Source organism: Roseovarius tolerans (assembly GCF_900109855.1).
GTDB classification, from domain to species: domain Bacteria; phylum Pseudomonadota; class Alphaproteobacteria; order Rhodobacterales; family Rhodobacteraceae; genus Roseovarius; species Roseovarius tolerans.
In genome coordinates, this window is sequence record NZ_FOBO01000018.1 from 45,748 (window position 1) to 58,794 (window position 13,047).

12 protein-coding genes are annotated in these 13,047 nt (G+C 61.7%); 6 read left to right on the forward strand and 6 right to left on the reverse strand.

The window, feature by feature from the left end:
* Window positions 1-2: 2 nt before the first annotated feature.
* Window positions 3-977, forward strand: coding sequence for a prolyl aminopeptidase (pip, locus tag BMX04_RS15690; protein WP_074787839.1), 975 nt, complete (start codon window positions 3-5; stop codon window positions 975-977).
* Between the two features lie 46 nt (window positions 978-1,023).
* Window positions 1,024-2,085 carry a cell division protein ZapE gene (gene zapE / locus BMX04_RS15695; protein ID WP_074787840.1) on the forward strand — a complete coding sequence of 354 codons (1,062 nt, stop codon included), beginning with the start codon at window positions 1,024-1,026 and terminating at the stop codon, window positions 2,083-2,085.
* Here the strand turns inward: zapE and BMX04_RS15700 are convergent.
* Complete coding sequence (locus BMX04_RS15700) at window positions 2,082-3,011, reverse strand: ABC transporter ATP-binding protein (RefSeq protein ID WP_074787841.1); 930 nt, start codon at window positions 3,009-3,011, stop codon at window positions 2,082-2,084. The two genes, zapE and BMX04_RS15700, sit on opposite strands and share 4 nt — an antisense overlap.
* Window positions 3,012-3,085: 74 nt before the next feature.
* Between BMX04_RS15700 and BMX04_RS15705 the strand changes: the two genes are divergently transcribed.
* The 3 genes from BMX04_RS15705 to polA all read left to right on the forward strand — a co-directional run bounded on the left by BMX04_RS15705 (window position 3,086) and on the right by polA (window position 7,324).
* Window positions 3,086-3,265, forward strand: a complete 180-nt coding sequence (locus BMX04_RS15705; RefSeq protein ID WP_074787842.1) for a zinc-finger domain-containing protein — start codon at window positions 3,086-3,088, stop codon at window positions 3,263-3,265.
* 9 nt (window positions 3,266-3,274) lie between these two features.
* The gene (locus tag BMX04_RS15710; RefSeq protein ID WP_074787843.1) at window positions 3,275-4,009 is read left to right on the forward strand and encodes a DsbA family protein; all 735 of its coding nucleotides are present in this window, start codon (window positions 3,275-3,277) and stop codon (window positions 4,007-4,009) included.
* A gap of 507 nt (window positions 4,010-4,516) precedes the next feature.
* Entirely contained in the window at window positions 4,517-7,324 is a 2,808-nt protein-coding gene (gene polA / locus BMX04_RS15715; RefSeq protein WP_074787844.1) for a DNA polymerase I, read from the forward strand.
* Between the two features lie 7 nt (window positions 7,325-7,331).
* Here the strand turns inward: polA and BMX04_RS15720 are convergent, their stop codons facing one another.
* From BMX04_RS15720 to dgcN, 5 genes are all read right to left on the reverse strand, one after another.
* Entirely contained in the window at window positions 7,332-8,207 is an 876-nt protein-coding gene (locus BMX04_RS15720) for a branched-chain amino acid aminotransferase (protein WP_074787845.1), read from the reverse strand.
* 64 nt (window positions 8,208-8,271) lie between these two features.
* Window positions 8,272-8,766, reverse strand: a complete 495-nt coding sequence (locus tag BMX04_RS15725; RefSeq protein WP_074787846.1) for a VOC family protein — start codon at window positions 8,764-8,766, stop codon at window positions 8,272-8,274.
* Window positions 8,767-8,908: 142 nt separating this feature from the next.
* Window positions 8,909-9,769 (reverse strand): D-amino-acid transaminase, encoded by an 861-nt coding sequence (locus tag BMX04_RS15730; protein WP_074787847.1) that lies wholly within the window; start codon window positions 9,767-9,769, stop codon window positions 8,909-8,911.
* A gap of 4 nt (window positions 9,770-9,773) precedes the next feature.
* Window positions 9,774-10,739 carry an N-acetyl-D-Glu racemase DgcA gene (dgcA, locus tag BMX04_RS15735; RefSeq protein ID WP_074787848.1) on the reverse strand — a complete coding sequence of 322 codons (966 nt, stop codon included), beginning with the start codon at window positions 10,737-10,739 and terminating at the stop codon, window positions 9,774-9,776.
* Between the two features lie 74 nt (window positions 10,740-10,813).
* The gene (dgcN, locus tag BMX04_RS15740; protein WP_074787849.1) at window positions 10,814-11,815 is read right to left on the reverse strand and encodes an N-acetyltransferase DgcN; all 1,002 of its coding nucleotides are present in this window, start codon (window positions 11,813-11,815) and stop codon (window positions 10,814-10,816) included.
* 258 nt (window positions 11,816-12,073) lie between these two features.
* Between dgcN and BMX04_RS15745 the strand changes: the two genes are divergently transcribed.
* Window positions 12,074-13,033, forward strand: a complete 960-nt coding sequence (locus tag BMX04_RS15745; protein WP_074787850.1) for an L-malyl-CoA/beta-methylmalyl-CoA lyase — start codon at window positions 12,074-12,076, stop codon at window positions 13,031-13,033.
* Window positions 13,034-13,047: the final 14 nt, after the last annotated feature.

The window sequence follows — 13,047 nt, forward strand, 5'->3', positions numbered from 1 at the left end:
TCATGGATAAAGTCTCGGGCCATAAAACCGCAGTTCAATATCTCTTTCCTCCGGTCGAGCCGTTCGATCGGCGCATGCTCGACGTGGGCGATGGTCACACGATCTATGTCGAGCAATCGGGCCGGGCGGATGGCCTGCCGGTGGTTGTTCTGCATGGCGGGCCCGGCGGCGGCTGCAGCCCCGCGATGCGCCGCTATTTTGACCCCGAGATCTACCGAATCATCCTCTTCGATCAACGCGGCTGTGGCCGCTCTCGCCCTCATGCCAGCGTCGAGGCGAATACCACTTGGCATCTGGTGCGCGATATCGAGCAAATTCGCGACACCCTCGGCATCGACCGCTGGATCGTCTTTGGCGGCAGTTGGGGCGCGACGCTGGCGCTGATCTATGGCCAGACCCATCCCGACCGCGCGCTGCATCTGGTGCTGCGCGGTGTATTTACCATGACGGAAGGCGAACTCGATTGGTTCTACGGCGGTGGCGCCGGGGCGTTTTGGCCGGAAACATGGGCACGCTTTGTCGCACTCATCCCCGAGGAGGAGCGCGACGACCTGATCACTGCCTATCACAAGCGGCTCTTTTCCGGCGATCTGGCGCAGGAAATCACCCACGCCAAGGCGTGGTCGGCTTGGGAAAACGCGCTCGCCACGGTGCAGTCCACCGGCGTCGGCGGTGATAGTCCGGCGGACTACGCCCGCGCCTTTGCGCGGCTGGAAAACCACTATTTCACGCATCGCGGCTTTCTCGAGGAGGACGGGCATATCCTTGCCCGCATGGAGCGCCTGCGCGACGTGCCCGGCACCATCGTACAGGGCCGCTATGACATGATCTGCCCGCCAATCACTGCGCATAAGGTTGCTGCCCTCTGGCCGAAATGCGATTTGCGGATGATCCCCGTCGCCGGTCACGCCCTGTCAGAGCCGGGGATCAGCGCCGATCTGGTGGGTGTCATGCAGAAACTAGCCCGCCGCGCCTGAGCATTCGCGCTTTTCCCGAGACCCGCATCACGGTATTCGGAACGCTATGGAAACGCTGCCCTACCTCTATGATCGCCTTGTCGCCGAAGGCGAGCTGACCCGTGATGACGCGCAAGAGGCGGTTCTGCCCGAATTCGAGCGCATCCGCGCCGCGCTCGCTGACACCCCGCGCAAGGGTTGGTTTCGCCGCGCGCCTGAGCTGCCCAAGGGGCTCTATCTCTGGGGAGGGGTCGGGCGTGGCAAGTCCATGTTGATGGACATGTTCGTGCAAACCCTCGACGTGCCCAACCGGCGGGTGCATTTCCACGCGTTCATGCAGGAAATCCACGCTGGTCTGCACGCCGCCCGCGCTCGCAACGAGACTGACGCGCTTGCCCCGGTGGCTGCCGAGGTGGCCAAATCCGTGCGGCTGCTCGCCTTTGACGAAATGCAGATTACCGATATCACCGATGCGATGATCGTGGGTCGGTTGTTCGAGGCGCTTTTCGCGGCCGGGGTGGTGGTGGTCACCACGTCCAACCGGGTGCCGGATGACCTCTACAAGAACGGGCTCAATCGGCAGTTATTCGTGCCATTCATCGCGCTGGTCAAGGAGCGCATGGTCGTGCACGAAATGGTCGGTCCAACGGATTACAGGCAGGATCGCCTCGCCGGTAGCCAAACCTATTTCTCGCCTCTCAATTCCGAGAACCGCGCCGAGATAGAGACGATATGGCAGGATCTGACCGGTGGTCAGGGCGGCCCGCACGACATCATCGTCAACAAGCGTGCTGTTGAAATTCCAGCGTTTCACAACGGGGCCGCACGCGCCACGTTCTACGATCTCTGCGGGCGCCCACTCGGCCCTGCCGACTATCTCGCTCTGGCAGAGGCAGCGCGCGTCCTGATCCTGGAAAACATCCCGCAACTGGGGCGAAGCAATTTCAACGAGGCCAAGCGCTTCGTCACCCTGATCGACGCGCTATACGAGGCGCGCGTACGCCTCATCTGCTCGGCAGCGGCAGAGCCGGAATACCTCTATCTCGAGGGTGAAGGCTCATTCGAATTCGAACGCACCGCCAGCCGGCTACGCGAAATGCAATCCGATGGCTGGGGTGAAGATGCCTAGCGGCTGCGTGTCAGATCCAGGAACACATCCTGCAAATCCGCCTGCTCTGTCTTGACGTCCCGGATGGAGATCCCTGCTTTGTGCACGGCGGCCAGCACCGCCTCTGCAGGGGTCTCGGCCGAATGATAGGTGATTTCCAACGCCCCGCCGTCGCGTCGCGACACGGTCAAGCCCGGTGCCTCCGGCAAGATCTGCACCGGCCCGTCAGGTTGAATGATCATCGTCTTGGCATCAAGCCGCCCCAACAGGTTCGCGGTCGAGTCCCGCGCGACCACTTCGCCCAGATTGATGATCGCGATCTCGTCGCACATCTCTTCGGCCTCTTCGAGGTAATGCGTGGTCAGGATGATCGTCATCCCCTCGCGATTGAGCTTTCGCACATTCTCCCACAGCATCTGACGCAACTCGATATCGACGCCCGCCGTCGGCTCGTCGAGCACCAGGATATGCGGGTGATGCACCAGTGCTTTGCCCAGCAATAGCCGCCGCCGCATTCCGCCCGAAAGGGTGCGCGCATAGGCCTCGGCCTTGTCCTCCAGACCGATCAGCCGCAGGATTTCATCGCTGCGTCGCTGCGCGCGCGGCACACCATAGAGCCCGGCCTGCACCTCCAGCGCGCCGCGCGGGGTGAAGAATGGATCAAGGTTCAACTCCTGTGGCATCACCCCGATTGAGGCGCGGCTCTGACGCGGGTTTCGATCCTGATCAAAGCCCCAGATTGTCACCTGCCCGGCGGTCTTTACCACAAGCCCGGCCAGGATGTTGATCAGCGTCGATTTCCCCGCCCCGTTCGGCCCCAGAAGGCCAAAGACCGATCCCTGTGGAATATCCAGATCAACGCCCGCGAGCGCCTGTTTTGCAGGGCTTTTACCCTGACTGCCGTAGGTTTTTGTCAATCCCCGGATTTCAATGGCATTTGCCGCCATGCTGCTCTTGCCCCTCGGCTTGGCTTCACTCATATTCGCACCTAGTGGAAAGCACGGCAAAAGGAAACGCCCTCATGGTAACCGAAGCCCCGGAAACCCGTATCGTGGACAACTACCGTGTCGCCTGCGACGGGGGCGAGGGCGCATTGGGCCATCCCCGTGTCTGGCTGCAAATCCCTCGGGAAACGGGCTATGTCGAATGTCCTTACTGCGATGCCAAGCACATTCACCGCGATTTCGAAGGCAAAGTCTGAGGGCCTCATATGCCGACCCGGCGTGCGGCCCTGTTGATGGCCGGTTCTGGCGTGGCGGCAACCGCTTTCGGTCTTCCGCGCCTGGCCGCCTATTTCGAACCAGAGCTGACCTTCAAGCCCCTTCCCGGAAATGATGGGTTTCGCCAGTTATCCGGTGGGCCGGTTTCCGGAGGGAATCCCGCTCTCGTAGGGGTTGATCAACCTGATTTGCGGCCCGCTGAGACCTCCGTTTGTGCGCATCTCTTCACAGGTCCGAGGCAGCCCGGTCACGTGCCCGTCGCCTATTTCTCGGATGCGCGTTGTGTCTACTGCCGGGTAATTTCGCCGCTCCTCCATGATTTGGAACGCCGCGAGCCGATCACCATCACGTGGCACGAGTTGCCTTTGCTTGGTCCTGCGTCTCGGCGCGCCGCCAAGGCCGCCTTGGCTGCCAGGCGTCAGGGGGCGTATGCGATTTTTCATGACCGCTTGATGGGCACGCCATTTATGCCGAACACGGCCTATATCAGGCAAATTGCCTTGGACGCGGGTATTGATGCCGCGCAGCTGCTAAGGGACATGCAGGGTGCCGAACTCGCTGATACCATCGCGAGAACCGCCGGCCTTGCCCGTAGATTTGGCTTTTATGGCACCCCGGCGCTTGTCGTGGGCAGAACGGCGGTGCTTGGCAATATTGACGAGCGCAAACTGCGCCGATTGATCGAAATTGAGGCGAACATGACCGATCCCGGTCCCTGCTCCTGAGCTTTACGACATGCGCCAGATACAAAAGCTGAATCAATCGAGACAATTCAGAGTCCAGATCCCGCTGCTAAAGTCAGATCATTGCAAAATCGTTGAATTGTTGCCGTGACACGATAATTGGCCTGTCCTTGCGCGGTGTGCGTGGTTGTTCGTCTTCTGTGTGTTCTGTCTTGGGAGGGTCTTCGCTTTTACGCGCCATCTGTCTTCTCCGTTTTGAAGCAGACCGGCCGAAACGCGCCGACCGGCGCTGCGGGTTGGTTTCGTACAGAGCGGCCAGCCTGAATTCGAACTAGGATTGGACGGTCATAAAAAATAAGCTGACCACTCTGCAGTACCAACGTGCCAAAAGGTTTAGCTTTGATCTACGGGTCAGTTGGAAAAACTGTGTCTCGAATTTGGACAAAATGCGGCCAAATAATGGCGAAGCCTCCTCTGCCATGAAGCCGCTGGCACCTTGGGCGGCTTCGTGGCAAACAGACCCGGCAGGGCCAAAAGCGGGGGTAAGACATGAGCACCGGATTCGGAAAAGGCTGTCATCTTCATCTGATCGACGGCTCGGCCTTCATCTTCCGCGCTTATCACGCCCTGCCGCCGCTGACGCGGAAATCCGACGGGTTGCCGATCGGGGCGGTCTCGGGGTTTTGCAACATGCTGCAACGCTATGTCGAGGGCAACAATGGTCACGACGCCCCGACCCATGTGGCGGTGATCTTCGACAAGGGCAGTCACACATTTCGCAACGACCTCTATGACGCCTACAAGGCCAATCGTGACGCGATGCCCGAGGATCTGCGCCCGCAAATCCCGCTGACTCGCGACGCCACCCGCGCCTTTAACATCGCCTGTGAGGAAATCGAGGGCTATGAGGCTGATGACATCATTGCCACGCTTGCCTGTCAGGCGCGGGATCTGGGTGGAAGGGTGACAATCATCAGTTCCGACAAGGACCTCATGCAGCTTGTGGGCGACGGCGTCGAGATGCTCGACGCGATGAAGAACCGCCGCATCGATGTTGACGGCGTGCGCGAGAAATTCGGGGTGGATCCGGGCCGCGTGGTCGATGTGCAGGCTCTGGCCGGTGACAGTGTCGACAACATCCCCGGAGCGCCCGGCATCGGGATAAAGACGGCTGCCCTTCTGATCAACGAATTCGGCTCTCTCGAAGAGCTCCTCGACCGCGCCGAAGAGATCACGCAGCCGAAGCGTCGCGAGACCCTGATCGAGAAGCGCGAACAGATCGAAATGTCGAAACGTCTGGTGCAGCTTGACTGCAACACGCCGCTCGATTTCAAGCTGGATGATCTGGAAGTGCGCGACCCCGATCCCGATACGCTGCTCGGGTTTCTTGCCGAGATGGAGTTCCGTACGCTTTCCAAGCGGATCGCCGACGCACTTGGCAAGGATGCGCCGGTGATCCCCGAATCCACTGCACAGGCAGCAGAGGACGCGCCAAAAGCCCCCGATTGGCCTGGAATAGAGCCTGAAGCCTACACGCGCGTCAGCGACATGGCGACGCTCGATGGTTGGATCGCCAACATCCGCGCGCAGGGTTTTGTCGCCATCGACACCGAGACCACCTCGCTCAATGAAATGCAGGCCGATCTGGTGGGTATCTCGCTCGCCACGGCACCTGGCACCGCCTGCTACATCCCGCTTGGACACAAGGACGGGGCGTCGGATGATCTTTTCGGCTCCGATACGCTGGCCGAGGGGCAGTTGCCGATGCAGGACGTGCTAGATGCGCTCAAGCCGGTGCTGGAGGATGATGCGATCCTCAAGATCGGGCAGAACATGAAATACGATGCCAAGATCTTCGCGGGCCACGGCCTCAAAATTGCGCCCATCGACGACACCATGCTGATGTCCTACGCGCTGCATGCGGGCGAACATGGGCATGGCATGGACACCCTGTCGGAACGGTATCTCAGCCATGATCCGATCCCGATAAAATCGCTTCTGGGCTCGGGTAAGTCCGCCATCACGTTCGACCGCGTGCCGCTTGACGAGGCGGTGAAGTATGCCGCCGAGGATGCCGACATCACGCTGCGCCTTTGGCACATCTTCAAGCCGCAGCTGCACCGCGCCCGCGTCACCACGGTCTATGAAACGCTCGAACGTCCGCTTGTTCCGGTCCTAGCCCGAATGGAGCGCCACGGAGTCAAGGTCGACCGCGAGACGTTGCGCGCCATGTCGGGCAAGTTTGCGCAGAAAATGGCTGGATTGGAGTCTGAAATCCACGAACTGGCCGGGCGCAGCTTTAATGTCGGCTCGCCCAAGCAACTGGGCGAGATCCTCTTTGATGAGATGGGCCTCGACGGCGGCAAGAAGGGCAAGACCGGAGCATATGCCACCGGTGCCGATGTGCTTGAGGATCTGGCGACCGAACACGAATTGCCCGCCCGCGTTCTCGACTGGCGGCAATTGTCGAAACTAAAATCGACCTACACGGACGCGTTGCAGGATCACATCGACCCTGACACTGGCCGGGTGCATACATCTTACGTGCAGACCGGGGCCAATACCGGGCGTCTCGCCTCGACCGACCCGAATCTGCAGAATATCCCGGTGCGCTCCGAGGAGGGCCGCCGTATTCGCGAGGCCTTTGTCGCAGAGCCGGGTAATCGCCTTGTCAGTCTCGATTACAGCCAGATCGAGCTGCGCATCCTCGCCCATGTGGCGCAAATCGACTCGCTCAAACAGGCGTTCCGTGACGGCCAAGACATCCACGCCATGACTGCAAGCGAGATGTTCAATGTGCCGACGGAAGAGATGACACCCGAGGTGCGGCGGCAGGCCAAGGCGATCAATTTCGGGGTGATCTACGGCATTTCCGGCTTTGGCCTCGCCCGCAACCTGCGCATCCCGAGGTCCGAGGCGCAGGGCTTCATTGATCGGTATTTCGAACGCTTTCCAGGCATCAAGGATTACATGGACGCGACCGTTTCATTCGCCAAGGAACACGGCCACGTTCAGACCCTGTTTGGCCGCAAGATCCACACACCCGAGATTTCTGCCAAGGGCCCGCGCGCCGGCTTTGCCCGCCGCGCGGCGATCAACGCGCCCATTCAGGGCACCGCCGCCGACATCATCCGCCGCGCCATGATCCGCATGCCCGCCGCGATTGAGGGCCTGCCCTGCAAGATGTTGCTACAGGTGCATGACGAACTGATCTTCGAGGTCGCCGAGGACAGCATCGACCGCCTGATCGAAGTGGCCCGCGACGTCATGCAGGGTGCTGCCGACCCGGCGGTGCATCTCGACGTGCCGCTGTTGGTGGATGCCGGGCAGGGGGCCAACTGGGCCAAGGCACATTAAGGCAGGCTCATGGCCGCGTGCCGTCCGACTGCGCCCAGTCCCAATACATCTCGCGCACGCGTTCGGTCAGCGGGCCGGGCTGATACTGCCGCTCCTCAAAGGCCGAGACCGGTGTGACCTTCATCATGTTGCCCGACAAGAACACCTCGTCCGCCGCCTCGAAGTCGGCAAAGCTCATCACGCATTCATGCACCGCTATGCCCTCGGCGCGCATGTTTGCGATATGCCGCGCCCGGGTGATCCCGGCCAGAAACGTGCCGTTCGGCACCGGCGTGAACACCTCGCCATCGCGCACGGCAAACACATTCGCCGTCGCCGCCTCGGCCACATTGCCCAGGGCATCGGCCACCAGCGCATTGCCAAACCCGCGCGCCCGCGCCTCGGCCAGCATGCGGGCGTTGTTCGGGTAAAGACAGGCCGCCTTGGCATTGACCACGGCATCCTCCATCACGGGGCGGCGAAACCGGGTGCGGCTCAGCGTCGTGGTAAAGCCCGTGGGCGCCATCGGAATTTCCTCGAGACTGATGGCAAAGCCGGTATCGCCGCCCTCTTTGGGCACGATCGCGGCCATGCCGCCGTCGATCCCCCAATACATCGGACGGATATAGACGGCGGCGTCTTCGGGATAGGCGCGCAGGCCATCATGTACGATCGCGACCATCTCCTCGGGGCTCACCGTCGGTGTCACCATCAGCGCCGCCGCCGAGGCATTGACCCGCGCGCAATGCTTGTCGAGATCGGGGGTCAGGCCGTGGGCATAGCGCGCGCCGTCGAACACGTTGCTGCCCAGCCACATGCCGTGATCGGCGGCCTTCATCACGGCGATATCGCCATCATGCCACTGGCCGTCGAAATAGGTGCGGATGTTTGTCCCGGTTGGCATGTCGTTCCTCCCTGCCTCGTCCGGGTCAGACCCTAGGCCGGACTTGCCAGAGGGTCCAGAGCGATCAGCCCCGCGCCGGGGCCGCGGCCAGCAGGGTTTCCAGATTGAGTGGCCTGTTCACCATGGCCAAGTTGCCACTCGCATCGCGCGGCCACTCCTGTTCGGGTTTGTCGACGTAAAGCTCCACGCCGTTAAGGTCCGGGTCCGACAGGTAAATCGCCTCGCTCACGCCGTGATCGGCTGCGCCTTCGACAGGAATGCCCGCCTCGACCACGCGCCGCAGCGCATCGGCGAGCGCGGCACGGTCGGGGTAGAGGAACGCGGTATGAAACAGGCCGGTATGCCCTTTCGGCGGTGGTGTGGCCCCGAGGTTCTCCCATGTGTTGAGCCCGATATGGTGATGATAGCCCCCTGCCGACAGGAACGCCGCCTGCCCGCCGGAATAATATTGCGTGAGCTCGAAGCCGAGCACGCCGGAATAGAAGCCGATGGCGCGCTCCAGATCCGAGACCTTGAGATGCACATGGCCGATACGGGTTGCGGGATGAATAGGGGTCATGGGTGTCGTCCTTTGCTTGGTCGACACCAAGTTGACCCCTGCGCGCTGAACGCTCAATTCCCCGAATCTGCCCAGCTTATGTGCGTGAATGCAGATTAATTGATCCACCCCGTTCACGTGCTCAACTCGATAACCGACGCACTTACACAGCTGTTTTGCGACTCTCATCGAGGTAAATCTCCCGCAGCCGTGTGGCCACGCGCCCAGGTGTGCCATCGCCCAGGGTGACCCCGTCGATCTCCACCACGGGCATCACAAAGGCGCTTGCCGAGGTGACGAATGCCTCGTCCGCCTCGCGCGCCTCTTCGATGGTGAAACTGCGCTCTTCCACCTCCATCTGCGCCTCTCGGGCAAAGCGCAGCACGGCGGCGCGGGTGATCCCGTGCAGGATGTCATTGCTCAGATGCCGGGTGACGATCTTGTTGCCCTTGACGATATAGGCATTGTTCGACGTGCCTTCCGTCACATGCCCATCCTCGATCATCCAGGCATCGTCACAGCCGGCTTTCTTGGCCATCATCTTGCCCATAGACGGATAGAGCAGCTGCACCGTCTTGATATCGCGTCGGCCCCAGCGGATATCTTCTACGCTGATGACCTTAATGCCTTTTTTCGCCGCCGGATTGTCCGCCAGCCCGGGCTTGGATTGGGTGAACAGCACGAGCGTCGGCTCTGTCGTTTCGGCGTCTGGAAAGACGAAATCGCGGTCACCATCGCTGCCGCGGGTGACTTGCAGATAGACCAGCCCGTCCTCGATATCGTTCGCGCGCACCAACTCGCGGTGGATCTCCAGCAGGTCATCGTACGCAGCGGGCTTCTTCATTTCGAGCTCCGAGAGCGACCGCTCCAGCCGCGCCAGATGGCCCGCGAAATCGATCAGCTTGCCGCCCAGAACGCTCGTCACCTCGTAGACGCCATCGGCCATGAGGAACCCGCGGTCGAAAATTGACACGGTGGCCTCGGTTTCCGGCAAATATTCGCCGTTCACATAGACAGTGCGCATGGTCCTACCCCCACAAAGCCGCCTCGGGCGGATGCACCCCGGCGTCATCGAATTTCAAAGCGTTCCTCCGGTCTTCGGCCAAGAGAAGCGGGCCGTCAAGGTCCGTCACCATCGCGCCCTGTGCAACCAGTACTGCCGGGGCCATGGCCAGCGAGCTTCCGACCATGCAACCTACCATAATTCCATAACCTTCTGCCCTTGCTGTCTCGCGCAGGCGCAGCGCCTCGGTCAGCCCACCGGTCTTGTCCAGCTTGATGTTGACCACGTCATATTTGCCCTTGAGACCCGGCAGGCTTTCCCGGTCATGGCACGACTCGTCGGCACAGACAGGCACCGGGCGGTCCATTCCGATCAGCGACTCATCCTCACCCGCAGGCAGTGGTTGCTCGACCAGCGCCACGCCAAGCCGCAGCAGATGCGGCGCGAGATCGGCATAAACGTCGGCGCTCCAGCCTTCATTGGCGTCGATGATGATCTTCGCCTGCGGCGCCCCCCGCCGCACCGCCTCAAGCCGGGGCATGTCATCGGGCGTGCCCAGTTTTATCTTCAGAAGCGGCCGATGCGCGTGTTGTGCCGCCTGCGCCTGCATCGCCTCGGGCGTGTCGAGTGACAGGGTGTAGGCGGTAATCTCCGGCCCCGGCTTGCGTAACCCGGCCAGGTCCCAGACCCGGCAGCCTTTCGCTTTTGCGTCCAAATCCCACAGCGCGCAATCCACCGCATTGCGCGCTGCCCCGGCGGGCAGCAAGTCATAGAGACCGTCGCGCGTCAGATCGCTCGGCAGCCCCTCGATCTGCGCCGTGACACTCTCCCGCGTCTCGTCATAGCGGGCATAGGGCACGCATTCGCCCCAACCGGTCACGCCGCCCGCGCTGATCCGCACGGTCAGCACCTGTGCCTCGGTGCGCGAGCCCCGGCTGATGGTAAACACCTGCGCCAACCGGAACACGTCGCGCGTCACTGAAATCTCCAAGCGTCCCCCTTTCATCTTTCCAGAAATACTCCCGCCGGAGGCATCCGCCACATGCCTCGCACGGCTCCGTCGGATCAAAGCGCCGCGAGCGCCTCGACCAGCTTGCCCGACCCGAACCGATACGGGTCGGTCGCAGGCAGGCCCATCTCACTCTCGACCTTGTCCAGACAGGCACGCGCCTCGGCCTCTTTCATGTGCTGCGTGTTGACCGACACGCCGACCACCTGACAGGCCGGATTGGCGACCTGCGCCAGCGGCAGCACGGTGTCGCGCAACTGCTCCAGCGAGGGCAACTTGTATCCAGGCAAGCCACGCATATGAGCCCGTGTCGGCTCATGGCTGAGGATCAGCGCGTCGGGCTGTCCGCCATGGATCAGCGCCATGGTCACCCCGGAGAAGGACACGTGAAAGAGGCTGCCCTGCCCCTCGATCAGGTCCCAGTGATCGGGGTCATTGTCGGGCGTAAGCCATTCCACCGACCCGGCCATGAAATCGGCGACCACGGCGTCGAGCGGCACGCCGTCGCCGGTGATCAGGATGCCAGTCTGCCCGGTGGCGCGGAACGTCGCCTTCATGCCGCGTGCCTGCATCTCGCGTTCAATCGCCATTGCGGTATACATCTTGCCGACCGAGCAATCGGTGCCCACGGCCAGACAGCGCTTGCCGCGCCGCTTCACCCCGTCGGCTATCGGATATTTCACCGAAGGCACCCGCACATCGTGCAGCGTGCGTCCGGTCGCCTCGGCCACGGCCTTGAGATCGGGTTCGTCGCGCAGCAGATTGTGCAGCCCGGAGGCGAGATCGAACCCCTCCTCCAATGCTGCCACCAGCACCTTCTTCCATTCCTGGCTGATGATGCCGCCGCGATTGGCCACGCCGATGACGACGGTCTTGACGCCCGCGGCTTTCGCCTCCTCCAGCGTCATGTCGGGCAGACCCAGATCGGCCCCGCAGCCAGGCAGGCGAAACTGGCCCAGTGCATTCTCGGGGCGCCAGTCGCGGATACCGATGGCCACCTTGGCGGCCAGCATGTCGGGCGCATCGCCCAGGAACAACAGATAGGGGGTCTCGATCATTGCAGATGCTCCAAGCGTTCGGAATTCAGGGGAATTTCGTACGATTCAAACGCGATTTCATACGTATTTCAATGTGAAAGGCAAAAATATCGCATGATCCTGTCGCGAATAGGCGAACGGCTCGAATTTTCTGCAATTCATGCTCATACATTGCCGGTGTAACCCGCGACGGAAAAGCCGCTTGCAGAGTGGTGCGCAATTTCATACCCAAAGCCGCGATGTTCACGCAATTTCCTTAACCAACGGAGCGACCCAAAGATGAGCTTTCGCCTGCAACCGCCGCCCCCCGCTCGCCCCAACCGCTGTCAGCTGTTCGGCCCCGGCTCCAACACCAAGCTGTTCGAGAAAATGGCAGCGAGTGCTGCGGATGTGATCAATATCGACCTAGAGGATTCGGCGGCGCCCACCGACAAGGACGTGGCGCGCAAGAACACGATCGAGGCGATCAACAGCGTAGACTGGGGCAAGAAAACCCTCTCGGTGCGCATCAATAGTCTCGACTCGCCGTTCTGGTATCGCGATGTGGTTGATCTATTGGAGCAGGCCAGTGACCGACTCGATCAGATCATGATCCCCAAGGTGGGTTGCGGCGAGGATATCTATGCCGTCGATGCGCTTGTTACCGCGATCGAGGCCGCCAAGGGGCGCAAAAAGCGCATCGGTTTCGAGGTGATCATCGAATCCGCTGCGGGCATCGCCCATGTCGAGGCGATCGCCGCCGCCAGTCCCCGCATGCAGGCGATGAGCCTTGGTGCCGCCGATTTCGCGGCCTCTATGGGCATGTCCACCACTGGTATCGGCGGTACGCAAGAAAACTACTACATGCTGCATGAGGGCGCGAAATACTGGTCTGATCCTTGGCATTGGGCACAGACCGCAATTGTCGCCGCCTGCCGCACGCATGGCCTCTTGCCGGTCGACGGCCCGTTCGGGGATTTCTCGGATGACGAGGGCTTTCGTGCGCAGTCGCGCCGGTCGGCCACGCTTGGCATGGTCGGCAAATGGGCGATCCATCCCAAGCAGATCGCGCTCGCCAACGAGATCTTCACCCCGTCCGACGCGGCGGTCGCGGAAGCGCGGGAGATTCTTCAGGCGATGGAAGAGGCCACCGCACGCGGCGAGGGGGCCACGACCTACAAGGGCCGTCTCGTCGATATCGCCTCGATCAAGCAGGCCGAGGTGATCGTCAAACAGGCCGAAATGATCGCGGCACAGTAACCTGGAACGGGGCG

What these genes read in the sequence shown, in the direction of transcription:
- BMX04_RS15725 (WP_074787846.1), bottom strand. Translation starts at nt 8,766, where the DNA reads ATGACCCCTATTCATCCCGCAACCCGTATCGGCCATGTGCATCTCAAG.
- BMX04_RS15745 (WP_074787850.1), top strand. Translation starts at nt 12,074, where the DNA reads ATGAGCTTTCGCCTGCAACCGCCGCCCCCCGCTCGCCCCAACCGCTGT.
- zapE (WP_074787840.1), top strand. Translation starts at nt 1,024, where the DNA reads ATGGAAACGCTGCCCTACCTCTATGATCGCCTTGTCGCCGAAGGCGAG.
- BMX04_RS15710 (WP_074787843.1), top strand. Translation starts at nt 3,275, where the DNA reads ATGCCGACCCGGCGTGCGGCCCTGTTGATGGCCGGTTCTGGCGTGGCG.
- BMX04_RS15705 (WP_074787842.1), top strand. Translation starts at nt 3,086, where the DNA reads ATGGTAACCGAAGCCCCGGAAACCCGTATCGTGGACAACTACCGTGTC.
- BMX04_RS15700 (WP_074787841.1), bottom strand. Translation starts at nt 3,011, where the DNA reads ATGGCGGCAAATGCCATTGAAATCCGGGGATTGACAAAAACCTACGGC.
- pip (WP_074787839.1), top strand. Translation starts at nt 3, where the DNA reads ATGGATAAAGTCTCGGGCCATAAAACCGCAGTTCAATATCTCTTTCCT.
- BMX04_RS15720 (WP_074787845.1), bottom strand. Translation starts at nt 8,207, where the DNA reads ATGCCAACCGGGACAAACATCCGCACCTATTTCGACGGCCAGTGGCAT.
- BMX04_RS15730 (WP_074787847.1), bottom strand. Translation starts at nt 9,769, where the DNA reads ATGCGCACTGTCTATGTGAACGGCGAATATTTGCCGGAAACCGAGGCC.
- dgcN (WP_074787849.1), bottom strand. Translation starts at nt 11,815, where the DNA reads ATGATCGAGACCCCCTATCTGTTGTTCCTGGGCGATGCGCCCGACATG.
- polA (WP_074787844.1), top strand. Translation starts at nt 4,517, where the DNA reads ATGAGCACCGGATTCGGAAAAGGCTGTCATCTTCATCTGATCGACGGC.